The organism is Klebsiella sp. JB_Kp004, from assembly GCF_040065795.1.
Taxonomy (GTDB): Bacteria; Pseudomonadota; Gammaproteobacteria; order Enterobacterales; family Enterobacteriaceae; genus Klebsiella; species Klebsiella quasipneumoniae.
This window is the reverse complement of record NZ_JBEAKW010000003.1, coordinates 68,752-94,301: the sequence shown is the minus strand read 5'-3', so window position 1 is coordinate 94,301 and position 25,550 is coordinate 68,752. Positions and strand designations below refer to the sequence as shown.

29 protein-coding genes, 2 tRNA genes and 1 riboswitch are annotated in these 25,550 nt (G+C 59.9%); of the genes, 10 read left to right on the top strand and 21 right to left on the bottom strand.

Translation table 11 applies throughout. The annotated features are described in order from the left end of the window. Window positions 1-15: 15 nt before the first annotated feature. Together ABLX76_RS03635 and ABLX76_RS03630 are read left to right on the top strand one after the other, a co-directional pair. Window positions 16-92: transfer RNA gene (locus tag ABLX76_RS03635), tRNA-Met, on the top strand. Between the two features lie 33 nt (window positions 93-125). After that, window positions 126-202: transfer RNA gene (locus ABLX76_RS03630), tRNA-Met, on the top strand. Between the two features lie 96 nt (window positions 203-298). Here the strand turns inward: ABLX76_RS03630 and cobT are convergent. The 21 genes from cobT to pduF form a co-directional block, all read right to left on the bottom strand. Beyond that, window positions 299-1,354 (bottom strand): nicotinate-nucleotide--dimethylbenzimidazole phosphoribosyltransferase, encoded by a 1,056-nt coding sequence (gene cobT / locus ABLX76_RS03625; RefSeq protein WP_348874003.1) that lies wholly within the window; start codon window positions 1,352-1,354, stop codon window positions 299-301. A 74-nt stretch (window positions 1,355-1,428) separates the two neighbouring features. After that, window positions 1,429-1,974, bottom strand: coding sequence for a bifunctional adenosylcobinamide kinase/adenosylcobinamide-phosphate guanylyltransferase (gene cobU, locus ABLX76_RS03620; protein WP_064155017.1), 546 nt, complete (start codon window positions 1,972-1,974; stop codon window positions 1,429-1,431). Continuing rightward, window positions 1,968-3,491, bottom strand: a complete 1,524-nt coding sequence (locus ABLX76_RS03615) for a cobyric acid synthase (RefSeq protein WP_065882038.1) — start codon at window positions 3,489-3,491, stop codon at window positions 1,968-1,970. Before ABLX76_RS03615 ends, cobU begins: the two co-directional genes overlap by 7 nt. After that, on the bottom strand, window positions 3,488-4,303 hold the full coding sequence (locus tag ABLX76_RS03610; RefSeq protein ID WP_004105088.1) for an energy-coupling factor ABC transporter ATP-binding protein: 816 nt from the start codon (window positions 4,301-4,303) through the stop codon (window positions 3,488-3,490). The genes ABLX76_RS03615 and ABLX76_RS03610 overlap by 4 nt, the downstream gene beginning before the upstream one ends. Before the next feature lie 8 nt (window positions 4,304-4,311). After that, entirely contained in the window at window positions 4,312-4,989 is a 678-nt protein-coding gene (locus ABLX76_RS03605; protein WP_348874001.1) for an energy-coupling factor ABC transporter transmembrane protein, read from the bottom strand. Beyond that, window positions 4,976-5,257, bottom strand: coding sequence for an energy-coupling factor ABC transporter substrate-binding protein (locus ABLX76_RS03600; RefSeq protein ID WP_004105092.1), 282 nt, complete (start codon window positions 5,255-5,257; stop codon window positions 4,976-4,978). Before ABLX76_RS03600 ends, ABLX76_RS03605 begins: the two co-directional genes overlap by 14 nt. A gap of 1 nt (window position 5,258) precedes the next feature. Next, entirely contained in the window at window positions 5,259-5,996 is a 738-nt protein-coding gene (gene cbiM, locus ABLX76_RS03595; RefSeq protein ID WP_348873999.1) for a cobalt ECF transporter S component CbiM, read from the bottom strand. Then, window positions 5,993-6,706, bottom strand: coding sequence for a cobalt-factor II C(20)-methyltransferase (locus tag ABLX76_RS03590; protein WP_004105097.1), 714 nt, complete (start codon window positions 6,704-6,706; stop codon window positions 5,993-5,995). Before ABLX76_RS03590 ends, cbiM begins: the two co-directional genes overlap by 4 nt. Further along, window positions 6,703-7,497, bottom strand: a complete 795-nt coding sequence (locus ABLX76_RS03585; protein ID WP_064157656.1) for a sirohydrochlorin cobaltochelatase — start codon at window positions 7,495-7,497, stop codon at window positions 6,703-6,705. The genes ABLX76_RS03590 and ABLX76_RS03585 overlap by 4 nt, the downstream gene beginning before the upstream one ends. Before the next feature lie 10 nt (window positions 7,498-7,507). Continuing rightward, a complete protein-coding gene (locus tag ABLX76_RS03580) occupies window positions 7,508-8,293 on the bottom strand; it encodes a cobalt-precorrin-6A reductase (protein ID WP_023290870.1) in 786 nt (261 codons plus the stop codon). Continuing rightward, a complete protein-coding gene (locus ABLX76_RS03575; RefSeq protein ID WP_004105101.1) occupies window positions 8,290-9,015 on the bottom strand; it encodes a precorrin-3B C(17)-methyltransferase in 726 nt (241 codons plus the stop codon). Before ABLX76_RS03575 ends, ABLX76_RS03580 begins: the two co-directional genes overlap by 4 nt. Further along, on the bottom strand, window positions 9,015-10,070 hold the full coding sequence (gene cbiG / locus ABLX76_RS03570; RefSeq protein ID WP_348873997.1) for a cobalt-precorrin 5A hydrolase: 1,056 nt from the start codon (window positions 10,068-10,070) through the stop codon (window positions 9,015-9,017). The genes ABLX76_RS03575 and cbiG overlap by 1 nt, the downstream gene beginning before the upstream one ends. Next, window positions 10,051-10,824: a cobalt-precorrin-4 methyltransferase gene (locus tag ABLX76_RS03565; protein ID WP_004114994.1), complete on the bottom strand. Its 774-nt coding sequence runs from the start codon at window positions 10,822-10,824 to the stop codon at window positions 10,051-10,053. The genes cbiG and ABLX76_RS03565 overlap by 20 nt, the downstream gene beginning before the upstream one ends. Continuing rightward, a complete protein-coding gene (locus ABLX76_RS03560; protein WP_086075068.1) occupies window positions 10,817-11,386 on the bottom strand; it encodes a decarboxylating cobalt-precorrin-6B (C(15))-methyltransferase in 570 nt (189 codons plus the stop codon). The genes ABLX76_RS03565 and ABLX76_RS03560 overlap by 8 nt, the downstream gene beginning before the upstream one ends. After that, the gene (locus ABLX76_RS03555; RefSeq protein ID WP_004114996.1) at window positions 11,376-11,981 is read right to left on the bottom strand and encodes a cobalt-precorrin-7 (C(5))-methyltransferase; all 606 of its coding nucleotides are present in this window, start codon (window positions 11,979-11,981) and stop codon (window positions 11,376-11,378) included. Before ABLX76_RS03555 ends, ABLX76_RS03560 begins: the two co-directional genes overlap by 11 nt. Further along, window positions 11,975-13,114 carry a cobalt-precorrin-5B (C(1))-methyltransferase CbiD gene (cbiD, locus tag ABLX76_RS03550; RefSeq protein WP_047720718.1) on the bottom strand — a complete coding sequence of 380 codons (1,140 nt, stop codon included), beginning with the start codon at window positions 13,112-13,114 and terminating at the stop codon, window positions 11,975-11,977. The genes ABLX76_RS03555 and cbiD overlap by 7 nt, the downstream gene beginning before the upstream one ends. Then, on the bottom strand, window positions 13,111-13,743 hold the full coding sequence (locus ABLX76_RS03545) for a cobalt-precorrin-8 methylmutase (RefSeq protein ID WP_004105109.1): 633 nt from the start codon (window positions 13,741-13,743) through the stop codon (window positions 13,111-13,113). The genes cbiD and ABLX76_RS03545 overlap by 4 nt, the downstream gene beginning before the upstream one ends. 10 nt (window positions 13,744-13,753) lie before the next feature. Beyond that, window positions 13,754-14,713, bottom strand: coding sequence for an adenosylcobinamide-phosphate synthase CbiB (gene cbiB, locus ABLX76_RS03540; RefSeq protein WP_262962488.1), 960 nt, complete (start codon window positions 14,711-14,713; stop codon window positions 13,754-13,756). Then, window positions 14,710-16,089, bottom strand: coding sequence for a cobyrinate a,c-diamide synthase (locus ABLX76_RS03535; RefSeq protein WP_101977745.1), 1,380 nt, complete (start codon window positions 16,087-16,089; stop codon window positions 14,710-14,712). The genes cbiB and ABLX76_RS03535 overlap by 4 nt, the downstream gene beginning before the upstream one ends. Window positions 16,090-16,176: 87 nt before the next feature. Beyond that, window positions 16,177-16,345: riboswitch (cobalamin riboswitch) on the bottom strand. A 301-nt stretch (window positions 16,346-16,646) separates the two neighbouring features. Continuing rightward, on the bottom strand, window positions 16,647-17,558 hold the full coding sequence (pocR, locus tag ABLX76_RS03530) for a regulatory protein PocR (RefSeq protein ID WP_023290877.1): 912 nt from the start codon (window positions 17,556-17,558) through the stop codon (window positions 16,647-16,649). A 188-nt stretch (window positions 17,559-17,746) separates the two neighbouring features. Continuing rightward, window positions 17,747-18,547, bottom strand: coding sequence for a propanediol diffusion facilitator PduF (gene pduF / locus ABLX76_RS03525; RefSeq protein WP_101977744.1), 801 nt, complete (start codon window positions 18,545-18,547; stop codon window positions 17,747-17,749). A gap of 525 nt (window positions 18,548-19,072) precedes the next feature. Here pduF and pduA point away from each other — a divergent pair. From pduA to pduJ, 8 genes are read left to right on the top strand one after another with little or no spacing between them, the layout of a single operon-like run. Continuing rightward, the gene (pduA, locus tag ABLX76_RS03520; RefSeq protein WP_001183618.1) at window positions 19,073-19,357 is read left to right on the top strand and encodes a propanediol utilization microcompartment protein PduA; all 285 of its coding nucleotides are present in this window, start codon (window positions 19,073-19,075) and stop codon (window positions 19,355-19,357) included. Continuing rightward, window positions 19,354-20,166 carry a propanediol utilization microcompartment protein PduB gene (gene pduB / locus ABLX76_RS03515; protein WP_004105122.1) on the top strand — a complete coding sequence of 271 codons (813 nt, stop codon included), beginning with the start codon at window positions 19,354-19,356 and terminating at the stop codon, window positions 20,164-20,166. The genes pduA and pduB overlap by 4 nt, the downstream gene beginning before the upstream one ends. An 18-nt stretch (window positions 20,167-20,184) precedes the next feature. Next, window positions 20,185-21,849, top strand: a complete 1,665-nt coding sequence (pduC, locus tag ABLX76_RS03510; RefSeq protein WP_004105132.1) for a propanediol dehydratase large subunit PduC — start codon at window positions 20,185-20,187, stop codon at window positions 21,847-21,849. A gap of 10 nt (window positions 21,850-21,859) precedes the next feature. Next, on the top strand, window positions 21,860-22,534 hold the full coding sequence (gene pduD, locus ABLX76_RS03505; protein WP_087775366.1) for a propanediol dehydratase medium subunit PduD: 675 nt from the start codon (window positions 21,860-21,862) through the stop codon (window positions 22,532-22,534). 14 nt (window positions 22,535-22,548) lie between these two features. After that, on the top strand, window positions 22,549-23,070 hold the full coding sequence (gene pduE / locus ABLX76_RS03500; RefSeq protein WP_101977743.1) for a propanediol dehydratase small subunit PduE: 522 nt from the start codon (window positions 22,549-22,551) through the stop codon (window positions 23,068-23,070). Window positions 23,071-23,079: 9 nt separating this feature from the next. Continuing rightward, window positions 23,080-24,912, top strand: a complete 1,833-nt coding sequence (gene pduG, locus ABLX76_RS03495) for a propanediol dehydratase reactivase alpha subunit PduG (RefSeq protein ID WP_072420542.1) — start codon at window positions 23,080-23,082, stop codon at window positions 24,910-24,912. Beyond that, complete coding sequence (pduH, locus tag ABLX76_RS03490; RefSeq protein ID WP_348873991.1) at window positions 24,902-25,252, top strand: propanediol dehydratase reactivase beta subunit PduH; 351 nt, start codon at window positions 24,902-24,904, stop codon at window positions 25,250-25,252. Before pduG ends, pduH begins: the two co-directional genes overlap by 11 nt. A gap of 19 nt (window positions 25,253-25,271) precedes the next feature. After that, complete coding sequence (gene pduJ, locus ABLX76_RS03485; RefSeq protein ID WP_001057755.1) at window positions 25,272-25,547, top strand: propanediol utilization microcompartment protein PduJ; 276 nt, start codon at window positions 25,272-25,274, stop codon at window positions 25,545-25,547. Window positions 25,548-25,550: the final 3 nt, after the last annotated feature.

The following is a 25,550-nucleotide window of genomic DNA, read 5'->3' as shown; positions in this document are numbered from 1 at the left end:
GTGCGCTTCCACGGACGCGGGGTGGAGCAGCCTGGTAGCTCGTCGGGCTCATAACCCGAAGGTCGTCAGTTCAAATCTGGCCCCCGCAACCAATTAAAATTTGATGAAGTAAAGCAGTACGGTGACGCGGGGTGGAGCAGCCTGGTAGCTCGTCGGGCTCATAACCCGAAGGTCGTCGGTTCAAATCCGGCCCCCGCAACCAACATTACAAACACCCTCCAGGGTGTTTTTTTGTTTCTGCGCTCCGCGAATCTGCTACAGAATTCCGGGAACGGCGCAGCGCCGCTCCCCCACCTTCTCAGCCCTTCGGCAACACAATATTGCTCGCCGCCAGCATCCCCATTTCGTGATACATCGCGCAGGCCGCTTCCACGATCGGCATCGCCAGCGCCGCGCCGCTGCCTTCGCCCAGGCGCATCCCCATGTTGAGATACGGTTCCAGCTCCAGGTGCGCCAGCGCGATACGCGCCCCCTTCTCCGCCGAATAGTGCGACGGGATAAGATAGGGTTTCACCTGCGGCGCCATTCGGCACGCCGCCAGCGCCGCGGCGTAGGAGAGGAAGCCATCGAGCACCACCGGCAGGCCGCAGGAGGCCGCGCCCAGCATCACCCCCGTCATCCCCAATAAATCAAAACCGCCCACTTTCGCCAGCACGTCCAGACCATCATGCGGATCGGGGCGGTTAACGGCGATGGCCCGGCGTACCACCTCAACTTTATTGCCAACCTTCGCCAACGGCAGATTAGCGCCAATGCCCACCACCTCCTGGGCATCGCTGCCGGTCAGGACGCTGACAATCGCCGCCGCCGGGGTGGTATTGGCCATTCCGAGCTCCCCGACGCCAAACAGCGTGACGCCATCCTCCGCCAGCCCCCGGGTATAGCGCATCACCTCCAGCAGCAGCTCTTCCGCCTGGCTGCGGCGCATTGCCGGACCAACGGCGATATTGCCGCAGCCGCGCGCCACGCGCATGTTGATGACGCCCGGTATCAGCTCGGCATCGATTCCAACATCAATCACGTGCATCTTCGCGCCCGCCTGCGCCGCCAGTACGCAAACGCCGGTTTTGCCCAGCGTCATATTCGCCGCCTGAATCGCGGTCACCGCTTTTGGCGAAATGGCGACCCCTTCGTCCCACACGCCGTGGTCGGCGCACATCACCAGCAGCGCCTTTTTTTTCACCTGCGGCACGCCGTCAAGACCGGGCATGCCCGCCAGCTGCACGGCAAGATCTTCAAGGCGTCCAAGGCTTCCGGGCGGTTTCAGCAGGCCGTCGATATGAAGCCGGGCGCGCGCCATCGCGCTTTCATCAGGCGCCGGGATCGCGCCCAGTAGAGAGGTTAAGCTTTGCATAGAGGTTCTCGTCTTGTTGGCTGGCTCATGGCAGAGCCAGCAGGAAGAATAACGCCCGGTACGGCGCGCCTGGCCTATTTGATTTTTACGCCGATGCCCGACACCACCAGCCACACCTCGTCTGCCGCCGCCGCCAGGCGCTGGTTGACGCGCCCGGCGATATCGCGGAAATGACGGGCCAGACGGTTTTCCGGCACAATCCCCATCCCTACCTCGTTGGTCACCAGCACCACGCGGGCCGGGCAGCGCTGGCAGGCGGCAATCAGTACCGCGATTTCGGCGTCGATCGCCCGCTCCATCGCCGCATAATCCCAGCCGTCCGGCGAGCTGTCGCCCCCCAGCGCAAACAGCAGGTTGGTCACCAGGGTGGTGATGCATTCCAGCAAAATCGCCTCCTCCGGGGCGATATCCGGGGTGATCAGCTCATCAAGCTGCCGCCAGCGCTCGGCGGTGCGCCAGTGCGCGGGCCTGCCGTCGCGGTGGTGCTGGATCCTCGCCGCCATCTCGTCATCAAAAACCTGCGAGGTGGCGATATACAGTACCTGCGGCGCATGGGCGATCAGCGCTTCGGCATGGCGGCTTTTACCGCTGCGCGCCCCGCCGGTCACTAAAGTCAGCATACGGGCTCCTGATGTTGGCGCATGATGGTGTAGATTTTTTCGATATCAATATGCTGACGCATCGCTTCCGCCAGCAGATCGAACTGGCGCGATTTATACTGCGCATACTCGAAATCGCTATCCAGCGCCGCCAGCCCTTTACGCTGGCGCAGGCCGTTAACCAGCGCGCGGGTAAAGGCATCGCTATCGAACAGGCCGTGCAGATAGGTGCCAAACGCCAGGCCGTCATCGCTGACCGCGCCGTCCGCCACGCTCAGGCCGCCTTTATGTAATTGCATCAGCGAACGGCAGCCGTCGCGCAGCTCGGTTTCGCCCATATGAATTTCGTAGCCGCTTACCGCCAGCCCCGCCGTTGCCGCCAGCCACGCCGGGAGCACCGGAGCCAGAGTCGCCGTGACCTGGGTCGTCGTTTTGCTCTGCGCAAAGTGGGTGACGGTATTGAGCAACCCCAGCCCCGGCTGGGTGCCAAGCCCCGACTCCACCTCATCGATAATGGTTTCGCCGAGCATCTGATAGCCGCCGCAGATCCCCAGCACCGGTACGCCCTGACGCCGGGCCTGCAGTACCGCATGCGCCATGCCGCTCTCGCGCAGCCAGCCGAGGTCGCCGAGCGTATTTTTACTGCCCGGCAGGATCACCATATCCACGGCCGCCAGCTCCTGCGGCTGGCGAACATAGCGGACGCGGACGTCCGGCTGCGCCGCCAGCGCGTTGAAATCGGTAAAATTGGAGATATGCGGCACCTGAATCACGGCAATCTCAATATCGCGCCTGTCGGTGCGCAGATATTTCCCTTTTTGCAGCGCGACGCCGTCCTCATCTTCAAGATCGACGTCCAGCCACGGCATGACGCCGAGCACCGGGACGCCAGTGAGCGTTTCTATCTGCTCGATCCCGGAATACAGCAGCGCCACGTCGCCGCGAAATTTATTAATAATCACGCCCTTGACCCGCGCGCGCTCGCGATCGTGCAGCAGCGCGAGCGTGCCGTAGATAGAGGCGAATACGCCGCCGCGATCGATATCCGCCACGAGGATCACCGGGCACTGGGCCATCTCGGCCATGCCCATATTGACGATGTCGCGATCGCGCAGGTTGATCTCCGCCGGACTGCCCGCCCCTTCCAGCACCAGCACATCATGTTCGGCGGCCAGGCTGTTATAAACCGCGAGGATCTGTTCCCGCAGGCGCGGCTTGTATTCGTGATAGCTCACCGCGTCCATATCGGTCGCCACCTTGCCCATCAGCACCACCTGCGCTTTGCGGTCGCTGGTTGGCTTAAGCAGCACCGGGTTCATGCGCACATCCGGGATAATACCCGCCGCTTCGGCCTGGAAAATCTGCGCGCGGCCCATCTCTTTGCCATCCGGCGTGATACCGGAATTGAGCGCCATATTCTGCGATTTAAACGGCGCGGTGCGCTGCCCGTCCTGATAAAAGATCCGGCACAGCCCCGCGACCAGCACGCTTTTGCCGACGTCAGAAGCGGTGCCCTGTAACATAATTGCCAGCGTCATGACGCCTCCTTCATCGCGTTGCTTCGCATCCGCGTAAAAAATTCTTCTTCGGTTTTACACAGCGGCAGCCCGAGCTGCGCGTGCAGTTTCACCAGCCACGGCTGGGTGAGCCCGGCCTGGGCCATCAGTTCGCTGCGGGCAAATACCTCCCCGGGTTCGCCGTGCGCCAGCACTTCGCCGCGGCGTAACACGTAAACCGCATCGCTGATTTCATAGATCAGATCGATATCGTGGCTGGAGATCGCCACGTGGTTGCCCCGATCGGCAATACGCTTAATGATGTCGATCATCTGCGCGCGTCCCGAAGGATCGAGACCCGCCGTCGGCTCGTCGAGCAGTAAATAGCGCGCCTGCAGCACCAGCGCGCCGGCTATCGCCACGCGCTTTTTCTGCCCGTGGCTCAGGCACTGAATCGGCTGGTGACGAAACCCCTGGGCATCGACGAGAGTCAGGGCATCGTCCACCCGGCGGGCAATTTCCTCTTCCGCAACCCCCAGGTTCCGCAGGCTAAAGGCGATATCGCTGTCGATATCGGTATAGAAAATCTGCTGGTCCGGGTCCTGGAAAACGGTCGCTACCTGCTGACGCAGCGCCAGCAGGCCGCGCTTGCTGTAGTCCAGCGGTTTTCCTTGCCATAGCACCGCCCCGCTCTGCGGGCGCAGCAGACCGCTCAGGTTCATAAACAGCGTGGATTTTCCGCAGCCGTTCGCCCCTACCAGTCCGGTCACGGCGTGATGGGAAAAATCCAGCGTCAGCCCCTTCAGCACCGGCTCGTCCTGATAGCGAAACCAGAGATCGGTCGTGGCAAGCATACTTATCCTTAAAGGTGAAAATCACCCTGATACAGTTTGATATCCAGCGTGGTGCTCATCTGCTGGTAGCGAATCATCACCCGGGTAAACAGCAGTCCTACCAGCATCGCCAGCGAACGATAGCCCTTCGGCACGCTACGGTAGCCAAAACGTAATGTTTGCGCACGGTGAATCGCCAGCGCTTCGTCTAACAGAATAAAAATAAAACGCCAGGTCAGCAGGATTTGCTCGGTCAGCAGCCGTGGCACCCGCCCACGCTTGAGCAGCACAATAAGCTGCGGGAACGGCAGATTCAGCACCAGCCAGAAGGTGGACGCCAGCGCCGCCAGGCTGCGCCAGAAGGTCTGATTGGCGGTCGTCAACCCCTCCGACGTCATGCCCAGCCAGACGCTGCCCAGCGGTAGGCTCACCAGCAGATCCTGCGGATTGCGGCTAACGCTGAACAGAATGGTCAGCACGCCGATCAGCAGGAAGCCAAACGGCAGCGCCATCCAACGGCACCAGCGCCACGGCGAGACCCGCAGCTGCCAGCAGGTTAAGGCGGCAATCAGTGCCATTTCGATACCCTGCCCCAGCGGAGGCAGGGTAAAAGCCAGCACCATCAGCAGCAGCCAGAACAGGAACTTGCGCTCCGGTGCGACGTGAAACCAGCGGCTCTGATAGCTGAGTCGGTCAAACCCGGTCATCACGGCGCTGTCTGCCTTTGCTGTAGCCCAGAATATAGAAAATGACCGCCGCGCCGAGAGAGCCCTGAAGCGTAAACAGCAGGCTCTCAATTTCTCCGCTAGCCGGTTCGTACAGCGGCTGGAACCACGGCTCATAATGCGGCGCAACCACCTGAATCTGGCTCTCCGCCTCGCCGTCTGAACCGCCGAATTCGCCGCCGTGATCGACAAAGAACGGCAGGATCACCAGCGCCACCACCATGGCGAACAATATCAGCGTCTTTTTCATGTTAATGCCCCTGTGCGGTAATCAGCTGACGTTTGGTCAACTGGTCGTAGATCATGACGGTTAACAGCCCTTCAGCAATGGCGATCGGGATCTGCGTCAGGCAGAAGATCCCCATAAACTTGACGATCGATCCGCTCGCGCCGGCGGCGGGATCCGGGAAGGCCACGCCGAGCTGTACGGAGGTGACAAAGTAGGTCACCAGATCCGCCAGCATCGCGCAGAGAAACACCCCGACGTCGCGGCGAATGCCCGCGCGGCAGGCCATTTTCCACACCATATAGCCGACCACCGGCCCGATGACCGCCATCGACATGCCGTTCGCGCCGAGCGTCGTCAGCCCACCGTGCGCCAGCAGCAGCGCCTGGAACAGCAGCACGATGGCGCCAAGGATCGCCACCACGCCAGGCCCGAAGAGAATCACCGCCAGGCCGACGCCGGTCGGGTGGGAACAGCTGCCGGTGACGGAAGGAATTTTCAGCGCCGAGAGGACAAAAATAAACGCCCCGCACAGCGCCAGCAGCACCTTCTGATTGTTATCTTCCTGCACAATGCAGCGCAGGCGCACCAGCCCGTACCACAGGCAGGGTAAAAACAGCAGCCACCATGCCAGGGCCCACATCGGCGGTAAAAAACCCTCCATGATGTGCATCGCGAAAGCCTTTTCGGGAACCACTATCAGCAATAGCGCCGCAGCTAACCCGCTGAAAGACAGCTGTTTTAGCTGTTGTTCACGTTTCATTCTGCATACTCCCACTGTTTATTGACCAGAATGGTCGAGAAATAGGGCAGCGGCTGGTCGTCGCTGACGTCATTGAGATGGCGCCAGCACTGCTCGCCCGGCAGCGTGGCTTCAGACATCATCAGCGCGGCATCCAGCAGACCGTTTTTCGCCAGCAGCGCTTTGATGCGGGGAAACCGCCCGTACACTTTCATCAGCACCAGGCTTTCATGCTGGCGCAGCGCCTGCTCGATTTCCGTTTCCGGCGCGGTGCAGGAGATCACCGCCAGCGATTGCTGCTCCATGGCCAGCGGCGTTTTTGAACGCGCGGCAATGGCGGCAAAAGAGGTGACGCCGGGAACAATCTCCAGCCACTCCGGGCAGCCGATACGCTGGAGTAAGAACACCCAGGTGCTGAACAGCATGGCGTCGCCGAGGGTAATAAAGCCGACCTGCTTGCCCGCTTCCACTTCCTGAACCAGCGCCGCGGCAACCTCATCCCACACCGCCTCTTTTTCCGCGCTGTCGGCGCTCATCGGGAAATGGCAGCAGCGTACTTCGGTCCGTTCGCCGATATACTCGCGCACGATGGAGAGCGCGAGGCTGTCGCCGCCTTTACGTCCGGCGGGCGCGTAGAGAATGTCCAGCGTGCCCAGCACCCGCGCCGCGCGCACGGTGATCAGGTCGGCGGCGCCAGGGCCGGTACTTAAGGCATATAGTTTACCGCTCATGCCGCCTCCTCCATTGCCAGGCTCAGCGCCTGCTGCAGGTGAGCGACGAACATTGCGCGCACCGCCGGATTCTCTCCCAGCCCGTTCAGCCAGGGCGTCGCCGTGATACCGGCGGCGTTGAACAGCGTTTTCCAGGAGTCCTCTTCGTCCGAGGCCATATCGTTAATGGCGTGATCGCCGGCCACCAGCATCAGCGGCATCAGGTGCACGCCCTTCACCCCCTGCTGGCGCAGGCTATCGATAAGAATATCGACTTCCGGATAGCTCTCGACCGCGCCGACCCGCGCCGGAAACCCCTTCGCCGTCATCATATGATCCAGACAGGCGTAGGCGGCGAAAGCGTGATGGCTGGCGCCGTGGCCCATAAAGACCACCGTTTCATCGGCGGCAAGCGGCGGCATCTGCTGGCGCAGCGCCTGCATCAGCTGGACATAATCGTGATGGCTGCTCAGCAGCGGCGCCCCCAGCGTCAGGCGGAGGAACAGCGGGCGCAGGCTTTGCACTTCGCGGACGATCTTTTCATACTCATCGCCGTTGATAATGTGCAGCGACTGAATCGCCACATCCTGGTAGCCCTGCTCGGCCAGCTTCTGCAATGCCTGCAGCGGCGTATCAATTTCGATACCGTCGCGCTGCTTGAGCTTGCGGATAATCATCCCGGAGGTGAAGGCGCGAAAGGTGTCGCGGTCCGGGCAGCTGGCCGCCAGCTCGCGCTCGCAGGCGACGATATTCTTTTCACAGGTGTCGGGATAGCTGGTGCCAAAACTGACCACCAGAAGCGCTTTTTTCATTTCGGACTCCTTAAGCAGCGGCCAGCCAGCGCGCTAAGCGCCGGGCAAAGGCAGCCTGACTTTCCAGTAACTCTTCACCCGTCACCAGCGGCGCCGGGCGCGTAATCACGATGCAGGGGATACCGGCATCCAGACAGGGTTGTACTTTTTCCTGATAGCCGCCTTCGGCGCCGGAGGCTTTGGTGATCACCACATCGGCCCGGCACTGGCGGTAGAAAGCGGCGTTGAATTCGGCGCTGAACGGCCCGCACAGGGCGAAAATCTCGCCAACGCCAAACCCCAGCGCGGCGCATTGGGCGATGACATCGGCGACCGGCAACACCCGGGCCAGCAGCGTTTTGTCACCTAATCCCGCCCGCCAGCGCGCCAGATCTTTACTTCCGGTGGTGAGCAGCACGCGCTGGCCGAAGCGCCGGGCGACCTCGCAGGCCTGTTCAATGCTCTCCACGGTATAGAGCAGCGGATGCGTCAGGCCGCTCAGCTGCTCTGGGCGCTGATAGCGGCTCAGCAGCACGCCGGCGGTTTCACAGGCCCGGACGATATTGCGGCTTACCGCTTCGGCGTAGGGGTGCGAAGCATCGATCACCCAGCGGGTCCGGTTAGCCTTCAGCCAGGCGATCATCTCCTCCAGCTCGAGGCGACCGCAGCGCACCTGGCCGCGAATATCCCCCGCCAGCTGCTGACCGGTGGGCGTCGCCACCGACAGGGTGTAGGGGACCTGCGCCGCGTCAAGCTGCTGACACAGCGCCCTCGCGTCGCTGGTTCCGCCCATCACCAGCACCTCGCCGTGGCTCACAGCACGTAGCCTCGCGGCGTGATCATCAGGCCATCCTGGATATACGTCGCTTTGTTGCCGACGATCACCAGGCTGGTCATATCGACCGGTGCAAAATCCATCTCCCCCAGGGTGGTCAGCCATTTCTCCTGTTTTTTACGTCCGGCGGATTTCACGACCCCCACCGGGGTCTGCGCGCTTTTACTGGCCGACAGCAGCTCAAAGGCGCGCGCCAGATGGCCCTCGCGGCCGCGGCTGCGCGGATTGTAAAAACAGATCACGAAGTCGGCTTCCCCGGCGGCGACAATGCGTTTTTCAATCACCGGCCACGGGGTCAGCAGGTCGCTGAGGCTGATATGGCAGAAGTCGTGCATCAGCGGCGCGCCCAGCAGCGAGGCGGCGGCAATGCTGGCGGTCATCCCCGGGATCAGGCGGACTTCCACATCCAGCTTCTGCTTGCTGACCAGTTCAAGCACCAGTCCGGCCATGCCGTAAATACCGGCATCGCCGCTGCTGATCAGCGCCACGTTATGCCCGGCCTGCGCCAGCTCAATCGCCGCCTGGCAGCGCTCAATCTCTTTGCACATTCCGGTTTTGATCACCTGCTTATCGCCGGTAAAGGCTTTCACCAGGTGCGTGTAGGTCTTATAACCAACGACGATTTCCGCCGCCTGCAGCGCTTCAATGGCCTCCATGGTCATCATGGACTGCGAGCCAGGGCCGATTCCGATTACGCTTAACATCAGTGTGAAACTCCCAAAGTAATAGTGACGCCCTGTTCGCGCAGGGTTTCGCCTAACAGTTGCCCATGGCTCAGCAGCCAGGCCGCCGGACCGGATACGCTCCCCACGCCGACGGTTTTTCTGACGAACGATGAAGCGGGAAAGTGATGCTCATGCTCGCGCAGGGCATCAGCGGGAAAGGTTTCGAACGGTACGCGACAGCAGGAAGCCAGCTGAATCAGCCCCTGCTCGTGCTTCTTCAACGTGACGCTGCCGATAGCTTTCAGCGCCAGCGGATCCAGGCGCTGCGCCTCAAGCTGGCGCGCCAGCAGCGCCGCTAATAGCGGGAATGGCGTATCGCGGCGGCAGCCAATTCCGGCGACCACCCGCTGCGGCACCAGCTTCCAGTGCGGCACGACGATCGGCGGCAGTTCGTTGCGCAGCGTGACGCAGACCAGCGCATCCAGCTCGGGAAGCTGGTGCAGATCGGCCACGGTGATAAACCCCCGCCGGTCGCAGTGGCGGACGTCTTCATCCAGCTCTTCGTCCCACCACAGACCGACGCGCTGATGGCTGACCAGCATCTGGTTGACGGTTTTCACCGCCGCGCGGAAGTCGCTCATCCGGGCATTAAGCTGGAATGCCAGGGTATCCAGGGCCGCCAACTCGTTGACGTCGGTGGCGGTGGTGATCACCGGGTCGGCGCCGAGCATCCCGGCCAGATAGCGGCTGAGGGCATTCGCGCCCCCCGCATGGCCGGAAAGCAGGCTAATGACGTGCTGGCCGCGTTCGTCGATCACCACCACCGCCGGATCGCTGAACTTATCATTGACCAGCGGGGCCAGCACGCGTACCGCGATCCCGGTGGCGCCGATGAAAATCAGCGCCGAATAGCTGCTGAAGGCCTCCCGCGCGGCGCTGGCAAAACCGTTTTCAAAGGGGAGAAAACCCTCTTCCAGCAGCTTCTCGCTGGTAAAGCAGGTTAACGGCAGCATCGTCGCCAGCCGTTTCGCCAGCCGAACGCCCCCTGGCGTCAGGCAGAAAAGTGCGATTGATTCAGGCTTTACGGTATTCATGGCTAAAGTCCGCCGCGTAGAGTTTTGAGTAGTGATACTCAGAGCCCAGGAAATTCCCGACCAGAATGAGCGCCGTTTTGCGGATCCCCGCCTCGCGTACCTTGTCGCCGATATCCGCCAGCGTACCGCGTACGGTCTGGCTTTCCGGCCAGGTCGCTTTATAGATCACCGCCACCGGCGTGGTTGCCGGATAGCCGCCTTCAATCAGGCGCTCCGCTACCCGGTGAATGCGCTGCACGGAAAGGTAAATCGCCATTGAAGTCTGGTGGCTGGCAAATGATTCAAGCTGCTCGCGCGCCGGCACCGGCGTGCGCCCTTCAAGGCGGGTGATGATCAGGCTCTGGGAGACTTCCGGCACGGTGTACTCGACGCCCAGCTCCGCCGCCGCGCCCAGAAACGCGCTGACGCCCGGCACCACCTGCCAGTCGATACCGCGTTTGGTCAGCTCTTCACCCTGCTCGCGGACCGAGCCATACAGCGACACGTCCCCGGTCTGTAAACGCACTACCGTTTTCCCGGCCTTAACGCCGGCTTCCATCAGGTCGAGAATTTGCTCCAGATGCAGTTCGGCGCTGTCGTGACACTCGGCGCCGGGCGGACAATACTCCAGCAGCTCGGTGTTTATCAGCGACCCGGCGTAGATCACCACCTGGGCCTGCTGCAGCAAGCGGTAGCCCTTGAGAGTAATTAGCTCACGGTCGCCCGGCCCTGCGCCAACGAACCACACACTACGGGGGTCAAATGTCTCAGCCATGGTTTTCTTCCTTCTGACAGGCGATAACAAAAACGGGATTATTCGGTTTGAAATAGTGGCCGCTGCCCAGCGCGGTCAGCGATGAGACGTTCAGCTGCAGGCAATCAATCTGTGTAATCCCCCGCTGCTGCAGATAGTCGAGAGCCGCGTTCAGGTTCTCCTGCAGGATAAAAGTCATCACCAGACGGCCGCCGGGATAGAGCTGCTGCCACGACCAGTCAATCAGTTCGTCGAGACGGCCGCCGCTGCCGCCCATAAAAATGGCGTCGGCCCGCTCGGTCATCACCATCGGCGCTTCGCCGGGCTGGATCTCAATATTGCCGCAGGTGAAATGCTGGCGGTTTTCGTCCAGCAGCTGCAGGGCTGCAGGATTGCGTTCGATGGCGGTTACCTGCAAAGAGGGATACTGCAGAGCCGCCTCAATCGACACGCTGCCGGTACCGGCGCCGATATCAATCAGGTGGCTTGCCCGGTGCAGTTCAAGTTTGGCCAGCGCCAGTGCGCGAACCGCTTCTTTGGTCATCGGCACCTTCTCGCCGCGCAGAAAAAGCTCATCTTTCATCGAGGATCACCACCGCGTTCATCTCATATTCGGCATCGACCTCACTGACCGGTAGCCAGTGGATCCGCTCGTTATCCATCGCCAGATTTTCGCCAATCACCATCCAGCGATACCCTTTACCCCGCGCCGCCAGCTGGGCGGCGATTTCCCGCGGCCCGCAGCGCCCGTCGGTCACCATCGCCACCTTGCGCTGACGCGCCAGCTCATCAAAACAGACGTCTCGCCCGTGGCTGCTGGTCAGCCAGATATCGTTCATATCGATACCGGCCTTCGCGCAGAGATACTGCACCGCGCTGATGCCGGGAATAATGCGCACGCGATCGATGCCAAAGTGGGCTATCAGCCGCGTGCCGATCCCGTAAAAGAGCGGGTCGCCTGAGGCCAGCACCACCACCTTCTGCGCTGCGCGTTCGCCGAGCCAGACCAGCAGTTCGGCAATATTGGCGCCCAGCGCAAACCGTTCGCCGCGAAATCCGGGGAACTGCTGCAAATGCCGCTTACCGCCTACCAGCGCATCCGCACTGGCGACCGCATCTTGCGCCGCCGGCGTCATCAAATGCAGTCCTGACGGCCCCATGCCAACCACCGTTAACATGACATCTCCCGCGCAATCTCGGCCACCGGGCGATTGCTGCCGAGGACCTTGTTATCAAAGGAGAACATGATGGCGTCGCAGACGGGCGGCGTTTTGGTAAAACGCAGCATCTGCATCACCCGCAGGCAGATGCGTTCAGCAAGATGGTTATAGATAGGCTGAAAACCGTACGCGTCAATGTGCTCCATCGCCGCTTCGGTGGTATCGCATTCGCTCACCAGTTGCAGCAGCGCCAGCGGCGCCCCCAACAGCGCCAGATGCGCGACCAGCGTTTCCATGCGCGCATCGGCGATATGGCTGTGGGTATGGAAGATCCCGGCGGCGACTTTAATCAGCTTGCCGGGATGGCCAATCAGCACAATCTGACGGAACCCGAGGCGGACGGCCTCTTCAATCATGTAGCCGACGAAGTTGCTCATGGTGACCACCACCTGCGAGTCGATGCCCATCTGCTCGCGGACGAAGCGTTCACCGTGGTTGCCCGGCACCAGCACCACCCGCTCCAGCCCCGCCGCGCGCTTAATTTCCAGCTCCAGCGACAGCGAACGCTTCCAGCTCTCTTCCGACATCGGCGTCACGATACCGGTGGTGCCGATAATCGAGATACCACCCAGGATCCCCAGCCGCGAGTTATAGGTTTTCTGCGCCCGCTCCTCGCCCTCCGGGGCGAAAATCTCTACCGTCGCCCCGCGCGACGGGCCTATCGCTTCGCGCACCGCCGACTCAATGGTGTGGCGCGGGGTGCGGTTTATCGCCGGGCTGCCGATAGGCAGGCCGATTCCTTTACGGGTGATGGTGCCGATACCTTCGCCGCCGCGCAGGGTTATCTCGCCGGAGTCGTCGAGCGTCACGCGGGCGAAAATCAGCATCCCGTGTGTAGCGTCAACGTCATCGCCGCCGTCTTTACGAATCGCGGCGATCGCCTGCTGCCCTTCGACGTGCGGCGATTCGACGTTAAGACACAGGGTGACGCCGGAAGGAGTCACGATGGAGATCTGATGAATGAGGTGCTGGCGCATCACCATCAGCGCCGCGACCTTTGCCGCCGCCGTTGCGCAGGATCCGGTGGTATACCCTTTGCGCAGCGCCTTGCCGTTGTGCCACACCGGGGCGTCGAAGGATTGCTCGCTCATCTCGCCCCCTGTAAGTGGTACAGAATTGCGTTGACGATAGCGGCGGCGACGTTGCTGCCGCCTTTACGACCCAGCGCGGCAATGCCCGGCAGGCCGCTCTGCGTCAGGGCGTCTTTCGACTCCGCCGCGCCGACGAAGCCGACCGGCACGCCAATCACGCCGTTGACCGCGACATCATGCTCCAGCAGACGAAACAGCGCGGTGGGCGCATTGCCGAAAACAAACACCTTCTCGCCCTCTTCGGCAACCGCAATATCGACCGCCGCCATCGAGCGGGTCATCCCCTGCGCTTTGGCCTCCGCCACCACGCGCGGATCGCTGATATAGCAGCGGCACTCGCCGCCGAATTTCGCCAACAGAGTTTTATTGATCCCGGAAAGGGCCATGGTGGTATCGGTATAAAGCGTGCAGGGCTGGCTCAGGGCGGCGCTTAAGCGAGGAAGCACGTCGGGAGAAAACCACAGGATATCCAGCCAGTCAAAATCGGCGGTGGTGTGGATCACCCGCTTTATAATGGCTTCGTGTAGCGGGCTGGCAAAGCGGTAGTCCGGGCGGGTCTGCGCAATAATGTCGCCAATAATGTCGAAGCTTTTCGCCTCAATCGCCTGCGGTTGCTGGATATAGTGCATTCATTTGTCCTCAGGCTGCGCCGACCAGCCAGAACCGGATCGCCATAAACAGCGCCAGCGCCAGGGTCGAAGACACCCACATCAGTCGAATCGTTCGGGAAATATCGTCTACGGAAACGTCGCGCGTCGCCTCGCCAATCCACGGCTTCTCCACGCGCTGACCAAAGTAATCGTTAGGGCCGCCAAGCCGGATGCCGAGCGCCCCGGCGACGGCGGCCTCCGACCATCCGCAGTTCGGGCTGCTGTGGTTGTAGCGGTCGCGCCAGCCGATGCGCAGCGCGCGGCCGCCCACTTCACCGCAGAGGAAAGCGGCGAGGCTGATAAGCAGCCAGCTCAGGCGAGCGGGGATAAAGTTGGCGACATCATCAAGGCGGGCGCTAACCATGCCGATGGCGCGGTATTTTTCGTGCTTATAGCCGACCATCGAATCCAGGGTGTTGACCGCTTTATAGGCCATCGCCAGCGGCGCGCCGCCGAGCAGCAGGAAGAAGAGCGGCGCGATAATCCCGTCAACGGTGTTTTCCGCCACCGTCTCAACAACCGCGCGATTAATCTGCTGCGGCGCAAGCTGCGTCGTGTCGCGGCCGACAATCCATGAGAGTTTGACGCGGCTTTCCGCCAGATCCCCCGCGCGCAGCGGGCGCTCGACGTCCCGCGCCGACTGCGCCAGGCAGCGTCCGGCCAGCACGGTGAAAATCATCCAGACCTCAACCAGCCAGCCAAGCCACGGATGAATCCTCTGCGCCAGCGTCAGCACGCCCCAGCAGACGCTCCACGTTAGTCCGACCACAACTATCCACATCACCCCGCCGCCGACGCGCAGGGCGACATCGCTACGGCAATAGCGGCGCACGCCGCGCTGAACGGCGGCGATCAGGCTGCCAATCCAGCGCACCGGATGCGGCCAGCTCTGCGGATCGCCGATGATAAAATCGAGGAGCCAGGCAACGCCCCATGCCAGCAGCGTCATAGCGAGCTCCTTGCCGCAGCCAGCCAGTGGTTGAGCATGGTGGGGCGCTGCGCAAAGTGCAGGTGCAGATAGCTGGCGAACGTGTTGCCCACCTGCCAGCCGCCGGACCACTGCTGAAGGGTCATACCGTCGCGGACCTTGCGGCAGGCCAGAACCGCCGGGGACTCGGGAGTAAAATCCGAGTAGTGAAATTCATGTCCGCGCAGGGTTTCGCCGGGCGCCGCCAGCAGCGTTTGCCGCATCGCCCGCGCCTCGCAGTAGCCAAAGCGGGTAAGCCGTTTACCCATCTTGCTGTGGCCGGGGATCAGGTTGGCCATCGGGTAGATGTCGCCGCTGGCGTCTTCCAGGGAGCTGCCGAGATACATCAGACCGCCGCACTCGGCGTAAATCGCCACCCCGCGCCGGTGCGCCTCCCGCAGCTGCGCCAGCATCGGCGTATTGGCCGCCAGCGCGGCAGCATGAATTTCCGGATAGCCGCCGCCGAGCCAAATCATCTGGCACGGTGGCAGCTCGCTATCGCGCAGTGGGCTGAAGCGCACGATATTCACTCCGCAGCGTTCAAGCAGCGAGAGGTTATCCGGGTAGTAAAAGTTGAAGGCCTCGTCGTCGGCCAGCGCCAGCGTCAGGCCCGCGCCAGCATCAGGGGACGGCAGCGCCGGCCACTCCCCGGTGGGCAGAATGGAGAGCTGGCTGAGGGTAAGAAGCCGTTCAATATCCAGGGTTCGCGCCAGCGTGTGGGCAAAATCGCGCCACGGCTGCTGGTTAACCAGCGACTCGCGAGCGGTAACCAGCCCCAGATGGCGTTCGGGTAACGCCACCCCTTCCACTCGCGGTACGTAGCCGAGCACCGGCAGCCCGCAATAGCGTTCAATGGCGCCTTTGAGAAGCTGATAATGGGATTCGCTGTTGACGCGATTGACGATAACGCCGGCAATGTTAAGACTGGGGTCGAAGTGTTGAAATCCCATCACCGTGGCGGCGATGGAGGTGGAAACCGCTTTGCCATCTACCAGCAAAATGACCGGACAGCCGAGCTGTTTAGCCATCGCGGCGGTGCTGCAGTAGCCAGGGTCGGTACCGAAGCCGTCATACAGCCCCATCACGCCCTCAATGACCGCGATATCCGCCCGCTGCATCTGTTCGCAAAATAGCGCGTTAAGCACCGGTTCCGGGAGCATAAAGCTGTCGAGGTTGCGGGAAGCGACGCCGCTGACGGCGGTGTGCCAGCCGGTGTCGAGGTAGTCCGGGCCGACTTTGCAGGGCTGAACCCGCATGCCGCGCTGCTTCAACAGGCTGAGCAGGCCAAGCGTGACCGTAGTTTTACCACAACCGCTGCCGGTTCCTGCAAGAATGAATGCGTGCTGCCTGGCTGCCATACCCCGATCCTGTGCCGGGTGGTAGGGCTGCGTGCATTCCCAGTCTTTCGACTGTACGCATCTGAGCAACCCACTTCCCACCGAAGTTGTTGATTATTACCGACAGGCAGGTCTTCTGGCTTAGCGTCGTCCTTCCCCATCCTTCCCAATCCGCTAAGCAGATCAGTGGCTAAATATGGGTTCGTCAGCATCACAGCAGCGGGGGCTGCGGGGGATTCACACCCCCTTCCCTGGCGCCTGTCGGTTTAGTCCGTCATGATTCGAGCGGGATGAAACCCACTCGAATGATTCCCGGAACATCTTACGGAAGCAGGATGGCTCCCGTCGTGCTTAATTTTTAAATACCAAAGCTATTTCATTACGCCGATGGCGCGCTGAAAGCCATTTCGGATATCACTCTATCCCATCAAATAAATAAAAACTGGTGCAGTTTATCGTTCTCTCATTATTATTTTGTTGCGCTATGACAATTTATTGCTGTGAATGAGATATTTTCATTTTAGAATGAGCAGGATACGCGGGTATAACAAAAACTGGCGATAACAAATTATTGTCATTTAAACTGACTCAGTTTGTGATCTGGCGTTAATTTGCTGGCGATAGGCCTGCGGAGTCACCTGATAGGCCTGGCGAAAAACTTTGCAAAAATAGCTGGTTTGCGAAAATCCTAAATTCCGCGCAATGCTGGCGATGCTCCAGTCGCTGTGGCATAGCAGCTCTTTGGCGCTCACCATCCGCTGATGGTTCACCCAGGCATTAAAGCCGATACCCTGATATTTTTTGAACAGCTTACTGAAGTAATAGGGGCTGAGATAAACGTGAGCGGCGACGTCTTCCAGGCGAAGCTCGTCGGATAAATGGGCGTCAATGTAGCGCAGCGCCTTCTTCATTTTGCTGTCATGAGGGCTGGCAACGCGGCTGGCGCGCGCAGGTTCCGGCTGCTGGGGATTATCTTTAATCACCACAAAGTTGAGCTGTTTTTTCAGGCAGTTTTCGACGATGAGCTTCAGTAAATCAGCAGAAGCAATCACTCTGGCGTAGTCCATTTCCGGCACGTCGCGAAACGCTTTAAGCAGCTCAGGGTCGGCCTGCCAGCGGTCATCGACGTTGAGGATATCGACCAGTTCAACATCGTTGCTTAAGCGCACCTGGCCGCAAAGCACAAAGCCCACAAGGTGCCCGGCAATGACCAGAGGAATGGAGAAATCGGTTAACCCGGCGTGGCAGCGGTAGATACAGAGCTGATCGGTTTTAGACGCCTCAAGCCCGCCGCAGCGGTCGCTCATTCGACAGCGGGTGCTGTGCTGGGGATGCTGGCGCATCAGCTGGCAAAAAGGGGTGAAGTTAAACAGTTCAGATATTTCATCACCATGAATATTGACGACCACCACCGCCAGACTGGTGGCCTGCGCAAAATCCTGTGCGATTTTATTAATGAGTTCTGAGTTCAGTGTGCTCGCAGAAATCATGATAAAACCTCTCAGTTAATTTTTTGTTATAAATAAAACATTTCTTTAATATTTACTTCCTTTCATCATCCATTGCCGCCAACGATAAAAGAATAATACGATAGCAAAAGTCTCCCATCCGTGGGAGACGTTTTTGGCGAGTTCGTGATACCGGTTCATGAAAATTTTTGGCTATTTCAGCCGTGACCTTAATCCTCTAATTTACAGGTATTACACGGTAGATTATTACCAATCAGATAACGATAGATGGCCGCGCCGAGACAGGCGCCGATCAGTGGCGCAATAATCGGCACAATAAAGTACGGAATATCCCTTCCGCCGGTCATCGCGATATCGCCCCAACCCACCATCCACGTAAACAGCTTCGGCCCAAAATCACGCGCCGGATTCATCGCAAAGCCGGTCAGCGGCCCGGTTGAAGCGCCAATGACCGCCACCAGCAGGCCGATCAGCAGCGGAGCCAGCGGCCCTTTCGGTACGCCGTTGCCGTCGTCGGTCAGCGCCATAATCATCCCCATCAGCATGGAGGTGATCACCACTTCAACCAGCGCCGCATGCCAGATGCTCAGCGATGCCGCCGGGTAGGTGCTGAAAATACTCGCCAGCTGCAGGCTCTCTACGCTGCCGCGAGCGATATGGTGGGCGGATTCAAACTCGGTGAACATCGTGCTGTACAGCACATAGGCCAGCACCGCGCCGCCAAAGGCGCCGGCAACCTGTGAAACGATATAGGGGAAAACTTTTCGGCCGGGAAAGCAGGCAAACAGCCATAACGCGACGGTCACCGCCGGGTTGAGATGCCCGCCGGAGATCCCCGACGTCAGATACACGGCAAGCGAGATCCCCAACCCCCAGATAATGCATATCTCCCACAGTCCGAGGCTGGCGCCCGCCACCTTTAACGCGCTCAGGCAGCCGATGCCGAAAAACAAAAACAGCCCGGTGCCCAAAAACTCGGCGGTACATTGCGCTTTTAACGAATCATTCATTATGACACCTTCTTAGCAGAGTTCGTGTCCTGACCAGCCAACATCCTGCTGGCAGTAGAGTACAACGCGCACCACTATATGAACTCCCGTCCGCAAATTGTTGGCAACCTGCTGACGGCAGCCTCCGGAAAATTCGGGTATCAATAACAAATTATTGTCATTAAATAACGCAGAATGGCATTGCTCACGCGCGGCTTTCCCCATTATGCCACCGCCATGGCATGCAAAAATATTGCTAAAACCAACTCATCGTTTTCCAACAAACATCACAAATCAGTTTCTCGCGCATAGCAGATAAAATTAAAATCGTCATGAACAAATTTGTAAATATGGAATATACAAAACAAGATAATCACATCAGCGAAAATAAAAACAACAAATAACATCAAATACTTAAATAAATAAACGACAATTTTATCTTATCCAATACCCACTATTTTTTCACCATCACATTGAAGTCAGCCATTCTTTTTCCTCGCATCTTCTTATAGTCCCCACTATCGGAACACTCCATGCGAGGTCTTTATGCAACAAGAAGCACTAGGAATGGTAGAAACCAAAGGCTTAACCGCAGCCATAGAGGCCGCTGATGCAATGGTTAAGTCAGCCAATGTGATGTTAGTGGGCTATGAAAAAATTGGCTCCGGGCTGGTAACCGTCATCGTGCGCGGCGATGTTGGCGCGGTAAAAGCGGCCACCGATGCGGGTGCCGCCGCCGCACGTAACGTGGGTGAAGTGAAAGCCGTACACGTCATCCCACGCCCTCACACCGATGTAGAAAAAATCTTACCGAAGGGAATTAGCCAATGAGCAGCAATGAGCTGGTTGAACAGATCATGGCTCAGGTGATTGCCCGCGTGGCAACGCCGGAACAGCAGGCCATCCCTACTGAAAACCATCCAATACGAGAGACGGCTATGGCAGAAAAAAGCTGCAGTTTAACGGAATTTGTCGGGACCGCCATTGGCGACACCCTGGGCCTGGTTATCGCCAACGTCGATACCGCCCTGCTGGACGCGATGAAGCTTGAAAAGCGCTATCGCTCCATCGGCATTCTCGGCGCCCGTACCGGCGCAGGCCCGCACATTATGGCGGCGGACGAAGCGGTGAAAGCCACCAACACCGAAGTGGTCAGCATTGAGCTTCCGCGCGATACCAAAGGCGGCGCAGGCCACGGTTCGCTGATTATTTTAGGCGGCAACGACGTTTCCGACGTAAAGCGCGGGATTGAAGTTGCGCTGAAAGAGCTCGACCGCACCTTCGGCGATGTTTACGGCAATGAAGCCGGACATATCGAGCTGCAGTACACCGCCCGCGCCAGCTACGCCCTGGAAAAAGCCTTCGGCGCGCCGATTGGCCGCGCCTGCGGCATTATCGTCGGCGCACCGGCCTCCGTTGGCGTGCTGATGGCCGATACCGCCCTGAAGTCAGCCAACGTAGAAGTCGTGGCGTATAGCTCTCCGGCGCACGGCACCAGCTTCAGTAACGAAGCCATCCTGGTGATTTCCGGCGACTCCGGCGCGGTCCGCCAGGCAGTCACCTCCGCGCGCGAAATCGGTAAAACCGTCCTTGCGACCCTCGGTTCTGAACCGAAAAACGATCGCCCGTCCTACATCTGATACCCACGAGGCTGATTCATGAGATCGAAAAGATTTGAAGCACTGGCGAAACGCCCTGTGAATCAGGACGGCTTCGTTAAGGAGTGGATCGAAGAAGGCTTTATCGCGATGGAAAGCCCGAACGATCCGAAACCGTCGATAAAAATCGTTAACGGCGCGGTGACCGAGCTGGACGGGAAACCGGTGAGCGATTTTGACCTGATCGACCACTTTATCGCCCGCTACGGCATTAACCTGAATCGCGCCGAAGAAGTGATGGCGATGGATTCGGTTAAGCTGGCCAACATGCTGTGCGATCCGAACGTTAAACGCAGCGAAATCGTCCCGCTGACCACCGCGATGACGCCGGCAAAAATTGTCGAAGTGGTTTCGCATATGAACGTCGTTGAGATGATGATGGCGATGCAGAAAATGCGCGCCCGCCGCACCCCATCCCAGCAGGCGCACGTCACCAACGTCAAAGATAACCCGGTACAGATTGCCGCCGACGCCGCCGAAGGCGCATGGCGTGGATTTGACGAACAGGAAACCACCGTTGCGGTAGCGCGCTACGCGCCGTTCAACGCCATCGCGCTGCTGGTCGGCTCGCAGGTAGGCCGTCCGGGCGTACTGACTCAGTGCTCGCTGGAAGAAGCCACCGAGCTGAAGCTCGGCATGCTGGGCCACACCTGCTACGCCGAAACCATCTCCGTCTACGGTACCGAACCGGTCTTTACCGACGGCGACGACACGCCGTGGTCGAAGGGTTTCTTAGCCTCCTCCTACGCCTCTCGCGGTCTGAAAATGCGCTTCACCTCCGGCTCCGGCTCCGAAGTGCAGATGGGCTACGCCGAAGGCAAATCCATGCTTTACCTGGAAGCGCGCTGCATCTACATCACCAAAGCCGCGGGCGTACAGGGCCTGCAAAACGGTTCCGTTAGCTGCATCGGCGTGCCGTCTGCGGTGCCTTCCGGCATTCGCGCGGTGCTGGCGGAAAACCTGATCTGTTCGTCGCTGGATCTGGAGTGCGCCTCCAGTAACGACCAGACCTTCACCCACTCCGATATGCGTCGTACCGCGCGCCTGCTGATGCAGTTTCTGCCGGGGACCGACTTTATCTCTTCCGGTTATTCCGCGGTGCCGAACTACGACAACATGTTCGCCGGTTCCAACGAAGATGCCGAAGACTTTGACGACTACAACGTCATCCAGCGCGACCTGAAGGTGGACGGCGGTCTGCGTCCGGTTCGCGAAGAGGACGTCATCGCCATCCGTAACAAAGCCGCCCGCGCGCTGCAGGCCGTGTTTGCCGGAATGGGGCTGCCGCCGATTACCGATGAAGAAGTGGAAGCCGCGACCTACGCCCACGGTTCGAAAGATATGCCGGAGCGCAACATCGTCGAAGACATCAAGTTCGCCCAGGAAATCATCAATAAAAACCGCAACGGCCTGGAAGTAGTGAAAGCGCTGGCGCAGGGCGGCTTCACCGACGTGGCCCAGGACATGCTCAACATCCAGAAAGCCAAGCTGACCGGGGACTACCTACATACCTCCGCGATTATCGTCGGCGACGGGCAGGTGCTGTCAGCCGTCAACGACGTTAACGATTATGCCGGTCCGGCAACGGGCTATCGCCTGCAGGGCGAACGCTGGGAAGAGATTAAAAACATCCCTGGCGCTCTTGATCCCAACGAGATTGATTAAGGGGTGAGAAATGGAAATTAATGAAAAATTGCTGCGCCAGATAATTGAAGAAGTGCTCAGCGAGATGAAGGGCAGCGATAAACCCGTCTCGTTTAATGCGCCAGCGGCCTCCGCGGCGCCCCGGGCCACGCCGCCCGCCGGCGACGGCTTCCTGACGGAAGTGGGCGAAGCGCGTCAGGGAACCCAGCAGGACGAAGTGATTATCGCCGTCGGCCCGGCTTTCGGCCTGGCGCAGACCGTCAATATCGTCGGCATACCGCATAAGAGCATTTTGCGCGAAGTCATTGCCGGTATTGAAGAAGAAGGCATTAAGGCGCGCGTGATTCGCTGCTTTAAATCCTCCGACGTGGCCTTCGTCGCCGTTGAAGGCAATCGCCTGAGCGGTTCCGGCATCTCTATCGGCATCCAGTCAAAAGGCACCACGGTGATTCACCAGCAGGGGCTGCCGCCGCTCTCTAACCTGGAGCTGTTCCCCCAGGCGCCGCTGCTGACCCTGGAAACCTATCGCCAGATTGGTAAAAACGCCGCCCGCTATGCGAAACGCGAATCGCCGCAGCCGGTCCCGACGCTGAACGACCAGATGGCGCGGCCAAAATACCAGGCGAAATCGGCCATTTTGCACATTAAAGAGACCAAGTACGTGGTAACGGGCAAAAACCCGCAGGAACTGCGCGTGGCGCTTTGATAAAGGATAACTCCATGAATACCGACGCAATTGAATCGATGGTGCGCGACGTATTAAGCCGCATGAACAGCCTGCAGGGCGAGGCGCCGACGGCGGCTCCGGCGGCAGACGGCGCGTCCCGTAGCGCAAAGGTCAGCGACTACCCGCTGGCGAACAAACACCCGGAATGGGTGAAAACCGCCACCAATAAAACGCTGGACGACTTTACGCTGGAAAACGTGCTGAGCAACAACGTTACCGCCCAGGATATGCGTATTACCCCGGAAACGCTGCGCTTACAGGCTTCTATCGCCAGGGACGCGGGCCGCGACCGGCTGGCGATGAACTTCGAACGCGCCGCCGAACTGACCGCGGTACCGGACGATCGCATTCTTGAAATCTACAACGCCCTTCGTCCGTATCGTTCCACCAAAGAAGAGCTGATGGCGATTGCCGACGATCTCGAAAGCCGCTATCAGGCGAAGATTTGCGCCGCTTTCGTTCGCGAAGCGGCCACGCTGTACGTCGAGCGTAAAAAACTCAAAGGCGACGATTAAGGATTTCGTATGCGATATATAGCTGGCATTGATATCGGCAACTCATCGACGGAAGTCGCCCTGGCGACTCTGAATGAGGCTGGCACGCTGACAATCACCCACAGCGCGCTGGCGGAAACCACCGGGATCAAAGGCACGTTGCGTAACGTGTTCGGTATTCAGGAGGCGCTCGCCCTCGTCGCCAGAGGCGCCGGGATCGCTGTCAGCGATATTTCGCTCATCCGCATTAATGAAGCGACGCCGGTGATTGGCGATGTGGCGATGGAAACCATTACCGAGACCATCATCACCGAATCGACCATGATCGGCCATAACCCGAAAACGCCCGGCGGCGCGGGGCTTGGCGTGGGCATCACCATTACGCCGCAGGAGCTGTTAACCCGCCCGGCGGACGCGCCCTATATCCTGGTGGTGTCGTCGGCGTTCGATTTTGCCGATATCGCCAGCGTAATTAACGCTTCCCTGCGCGCCGGATATCAGATTACCGGCGTCATTTTGCAACGTGACGATGGCGTGCTGGTCAGCAACCGGCTGGAAAAACCGCTGCCAATTGTTGACGAAGTGCTGTACATCGACCGCATTCCGCTGGGAATGCTGGCGGCAATTGAGGTCGCCGTCCCGGGGAAGGTCATCGAAACGCTCTCTAACCCCTACGGCATCGCCACCGTATTCCACCTCAACGCCGAGGAGACGAAAAACATCGTCCCGATGGCTCGCGCGCTGATTGGCAACCGTTCCGCCGTGGTGGTCAAAACGCCATCCGGTGACGTCAAAGCGCGCGCGATACCCGCCGGTAACCTTGAGCTGCTGGCCCAGGGCCGGAGCGTACGCGTAGACGTTGCCGCTGGCGCCGAAGCCATCATGAAAGCGGTCGACGGCTGCGGCAAGCTCGATAACGTCACCGGCGAGTCGGGGACCAATATCGGCGGCATGCTGGAACACGTGCGCCAGACCATGGCCGAGCTGACCAACAAGCCCAGCAGCGAAATATTCATTCAGGACCTGTTGGCCGTTGATACCTCGGTGCCGGTGAGCGTCACCGGCGGTCTTGCCGGGGAGTTCTCGCTGGAGCAGGCCGTGGGCATCGCCTCAATGGTGAAATCGGATCGTCTGCAGATGGCGATGATTGCCCGCGAAATCGAGCAGAAGCTCAATATCGACGTGCAGATCGGCGGCGCCGAGGCCGAAGCCGCCATTCTGGGCGCGCTGACCACGCCGGGTACCACCCGACCGCTGGCGATCCTCGACCTCGGCGCAGGCTCCACCGATGCCTCCATCATCAACCCCAAAGGCGAAATCATCGCCACTCATCTCGCCGGAGCTGGCGATATGGTGACGATGATTATTGCCCGCGAGCTGGGGCTGGAAGACCGCTATCTGGCGGAAGAGATCAAGAAGTATCCGCTGGCCAAGGTGGAAAGTCTGTTCCATTTACGCCACGAGGACGGCAGCGTGCAGTTCTTCTCCACGCCGCTGCCCCCCGCCGTATTCGCCCGCGTCTGCGTGGTGAAACCGGACGAACTGGTGCCACTACCCGGCGACTTAGCGCTGGAAAAAGTACGCGCCATTCGCCGCAGCGCCAAAGAGCGGGTCTTTGTCACCAACGCCCTGCGCGCACTGCGTCAGGTCAGCCCCACCGGCAACATTCGCGATATTCCGTTCGTGGTGTTGGTCGGCGGTTCGTCGCTGGATTTCGAGGTCCCGCAGCTGGTCACCGATGCGCTGGCGCACTACCGCCTGGTTGCCGGGCGGGGAAATATTCGCGGCAGCGAGGGTCCCAGAAACGCGGTGGCCACCGGCCTGATTCTCTCCTGGCATAAGGAGTTCGCGCATGGACAGTAATCGCAGCGCTCCGGCTATTGTGATCGCCGCCATCGACGGCTGCGACGACCTGTGGCGCGAAGTGCTGCTGGGTATCGAAGAGGAAGGCATTCCTTTCCTGCTCCAGCATCACCCGGCCGGGGATGTCGTGGACAGCGCCTGGCAGGCGGCGCGCAGCTCGCCGCTACTGGTGGGCATCGCCTGCGACCGCCATACGCTGGTCGTGCACTACAAGAATTTACCCGCATCGGCGCCGCTTTTTACGCTGATGCATCATCAGGACAGTCAGGCCCAACGTAACACCGGTAATAACGCGGCACGGCTGGTCAAAGGGATCCCGTTCCGGGATCTGAATAGCTAAGCAACAGGAGAACAGCAGTATGAATAACGCACTGGGACTGGTTGAAACAAAAGGGTTAGTAGGCGCCATTGAGGCCGCCGATGCGATGGTGAAATCGGCCAACGTGCAGCTGGTCGGCTACGAAAAAATTGGCTCGGGTCTGGTGACCGTCATGGTTCGCGGCGACGTCGGCGCAGTCAAAGCGGCGGTGGATGCGGGCAGCGCGGCGGCAAGCGTCGTAGGCGAAGTGAAATCCTGCCACGTGATCCCGCGTCCGCACAGCGACGTTGAGGCCATTTTACCGAAATCAGCCTGATTG